Raw genomic sequence first — 3,169 nt, forward strand, 5'->3', positions numbered from 1 at the left:
CTATAGATCAAGGAGACTTGGCTCTTGCTACTTTAAAAAGTATGGCTATTCCTACTTTTATTGAACCTATTCATGAAAATAAAAAATATTATGTTGATGGTGGAATAATTGATAACTTTCCAATTACTGAAGCTATCTCTTTAGGAGCTGATATTGTTATTGCTATTGATATTACTTCAGGTAATGACACTATAACTCACAAATCAAATATAGTTACTATAATTGATAAAATATCAACTTACACAGGTTCCCACTCTGCAGAATTTCAAAAACAAATAGCTAATGTTTTAATCACTCCCAATTTAAAAAACCACGATACTTTAGACTTTAATAATTTAGATAACTTAGTTTTATCTGGAAAAAAAGCTGCTAATAAACTTGAATTTGCATTAAAAAATCTAAAAGATAAAGAAAAATTTAATTTGATAAAAAGAAATGGAAGTAAATTAAAAGATGCTCCAAAAAAAATAAAAAATATTATTTTAAAAAATAATAAGATTTTAACAAAAGAACAGATAGAAATTTTAAAACCAGATAAAATTTTAATGAATCGACAAGATTTTAACTTATGGACAGAAAAAATATACACTTTAAACTTCATTAATAGGGTCTATTATCAAGTTCAAGATGAAACTATATCATTTACAGTGGAGGAGAACTCAAAAGCTAAATTAAACACTGGTATATCTTATATTTCAGAATATGGAGCTGCTCTTGGTGTTGCTGCCCAATTACCAAATTTCTTAGGACTTTGGAGTGAACATCACACTATTAAAGCTGAATTTTCAAAATATCCTAAAATTGCTTTAAAAAATTTAAATGAACATCTTTTTATGAATACTAATTTTATTATGTCTAGTGAAATTTCATATGGACAATATCCTTTTTTTATTTACGACAATCTGAAGAAAAAATCTACTTATGTTGGAGATCTTTTTAATAGCAATCTCTCTATAGGTACTGTTATATCCAATAATATTCTTTTAAAATATGAATTGGGATATAAAAATTTAAATATAGAATATGACTCTGGTCAAAGATTAAATTTTGTTAGAAGATTAAATGATTCTGAAAATTATATTACAAACACTCTTCTTTTTTATAGCAATACTCTAAATGATAAAATATATCCAAGCAATGGATATGAACTATCTTTAGAAGGATTTACAAGTAATTCAATAAATAATCATAAAAATCATCAAGGTTTTGCTTTTTCTGGAGATAACTATTTAACAATAACTAAAAATCTTTCTTTAGGTTTAAATTTTAATGGTGGAAAAATTTTAAATGACGATCATACAAATCCCTTAGAAACTTTTAATATTGGTGGTCTTAGAAATTTTCAACGAAAAAAAAATTATAGTTTTTATGGACTCCCTCTAATGGATCTTTATACTGATGAATTTATTATGGGAAGTATTGGTTTTCAATATTCTCTCCTTGAAAATTTATATTTAATTGGTAAATATAATATTTTAAATTATCATAAAATCTCTTTAATGAACAGTAAGGAGATTGAAAGTTGTAGTGAAAGTACTATACAAGGTTATGGTGGGGGTGTTGGTTGGAAAACTTTCTTTGGTCCAATAGAACTTATAATTAGTTCAAGTGACTATACCTCTTCACCCTTATATCAAGTGCAAATAGGATATACATTTTAGGAGGATCTTGTGCAAAATAAAAATGAATCTATATTTTTAACTCTTAGAACAGTTTCATATTTAGGAAATAAGTTTTTAAATTATTCTTTAGCTTTTTTTATTTTAGAAAAAACAGGCAAAACACTTGATTTAGCAATTCTTTTTGCTATGGGAGTTCTTCCTGAAATTTTATTCAATTTCATAGGTGGAATAACAGGAGATATTTTTAATAAAAAATATATAAACATATCTTGTGATTTTTTAAGAGCTTTTATTTTACTATTTTTTATTATTTTTGTAGAGTTAACAAATACTAATTTTATCTACTCAATATCTGTTTTAAAACTTATCTTATCTCTTGTTGGTATTTTTGTAGCGCCTGCTATTGATGGAATCATTCCAGAGATAATTTCAAAAGAAAATCTACTTAAATTTAATACTAAATATACAATTTACCTTGACGGTGTTGATATTATTTCACCTTTATTAGCTGGTTACCTATACATAAATTTTGGATTATATGTAATTTTAATAATAGATTTAATCTCCTTTATAATTTCAGGTATTTTATTTTCTTTTATTAAATTAAAAAAATCTATAATCGATTTTAAAATCAAAAATGAAAATCAAAGTTTTTTTATTACAAAAGATATTTTTTATCTCACAATAGAAAACTTTCTAGTTTCCATTGCAATTTATCCTATTTTAGATATTTATTTTATTCATTATTTTACAGAAACTCTTAATTTTTCTGATCTTAAATATGGTCAATATCAAAGTTTTTTATTTTTTATTTCTGTTTTAGTTACTATTCTAATTATGAAAAAAATAGAGATTATAAATAAAAATAAAATCTATTTTTTTCTTTCATGCATTCTTTTTTTACTAAGTTTTTTTAAAGTAAATATAATTATATACTCTCTATTTTTCATCATCTTAGATAATATTGGAAAAATATTAAAAATAAAATTTGAAACAAAACTACAACATATATCTCCTTTAAATAATTTTGCTAAAATAAGTTCAGTCTACTGGACATTTACTATTTTAGGAATGATGTTAGGAAATTTTTTACTATCTAGTTTTATTGATAAAAACTTAAATTCAAATTATTATATTTTCTTATCTATTTTTTTATTTTTAATAGCTTTTCTATTTAGAAAAACAACATAAAAAAGGAGTAAATTAAGTTATTTACTCCTTTTCAGTAATTTAATTTGGTAATTAAAGTGAATCATATTCTATTTTTTGTTTAGAATGAATTTTTAAATTTTTAAATAAATTATGTTTAAATAAATTAGAAATAATAAGGCCACCTAAACATCCACCAAGCATTGAGAAAAATAAACAAATAACAACAGTAGTTGGAGAATTGAAAGCGAATGGAGTTATGAATCCTGGTACAGGTGAGGCTGTTCCTGGAGCATTAGAAATAATAGAGAAGTAAGCTGCTGGAATACCAGCTAAAGCACCACCTAAAAAGATCGGAAGAGCGTCGTGTAGGGAAAGAGTGTACGTCCTGGTGTAGA

2 protein-coding genes are annotated in these 3,169 nt (G+C 24.2%); both read left to right on the forward strand.

Annotation, left to right across the window (positions count from 1 at the left end):
* Positions 1-1,661 (forward strand): patatin-like phospholipase family protein (locus Q0V09_RS09680; RefSeq protein ID WP_297488994.1); only part of this gene is annotated, 1,661 nt, incomplete at its 5' end.
* Positions 1,662-1,670: 9 nt separating this feature from the next.
* A complete protein-coding gene (locus tag Q0V09_RS09685; RefSeq protein ID WP_297488996.1) occupies positions 1,671-2,813 on the forward strand; it encodes an MFS transporter in 1,143 nt (380 codons plus the stop codon).
* Positions 2,814-3,169 lie beyond the last annotated feature (356 nt).

The sequence above is a fragment of the uncultured Cetobacterium sp. genome (assembly GCF_947039425.1).
GTDB lineage: Bacteria > Fusobacteriota > Fusobacteriia > Fusobacteriales > Fusobacteriaceae > Cetobacterium_A.